This is a genomic window from Mycobacterium sp. E136 (assembly GCF_001666865.1).
GTDB lineage: Bacteria > Actinomycetota > Actinomycetes > Mycobacteriales > Mycobacteriaceae > Mycobacterium.
This window is the reverse complement of sequence record NZ_LZJE01000285.1, coordinates 1-652: the sequence shown is the minus strand read 5'-3', so window position 1 is coordinate 652 and position 652 is coordinate 1. Positions and strand designations below refer to the sequence as shown.

Genomic DNA, 652 nt, shown 5'->3' with positions numbered 1-652 from the left:
CGCGGACCTCTTGGATCTCGACGCCGAGGGCCTCGGCGACCATGCGGATCTGGCCTTGCCATTCGCCGGCGATCGCCCCGGGAAATGAGATCCACGGCTGGTAGTCGAGCGGTCGGCCGAATCCCAAAGCGTCGCTCATGATGTCGGAAACACCGTAGTCGTCGTACAGGCCTATCTCGTAGGCGTGGATCTTCTCGATCTGCGACGACTGTGTGCTCAGCACCAGCGGTAGGTAGTCGGCGACGAAGCCCGGCTCGATCCCCGAGGCGTACAACGAGACCTGGCCCTTCTTCGCCGCCTGCTCCATCTGGTTGCGCCATTCGGGCGAGTAATAGGCGGGCGGATAGATCAGCGTCGTCGACGACGTCGACACGACGTTGATCCCGGCTTCCAGGAGCTTCAGGTAGTCGGGCACCGCCGCGGCGTCGCGTTCCGGCCCGCTCGCGGCGTACACCACGCAGTCCGGTCGCAGCGTGATCAACGCATCGGCGTCATTGGTGGCCGCCAGCCCGATCGGATCACCGCCCGCCAGCACCCCCGCGTCCTTGCCGACTTTCTCCTCGGAGTGCACCCACGCCCCGACCAGTTCGAGGTCGGGCCTGCTCCGGATCGCATCGATGCGATGGAGCCGACGCCGCCCGTCCCCCAGACC

General features: G+C 66.4%; 1 pseudogene. It reads right to left on the bottom strand.

The window, feature by feature from the left end:
- Positions 1 to 652, bottom strand: a pseudogene (locus A5698_RS29090) (dihydrodipicolinate reductase); the annotation flags it as partial.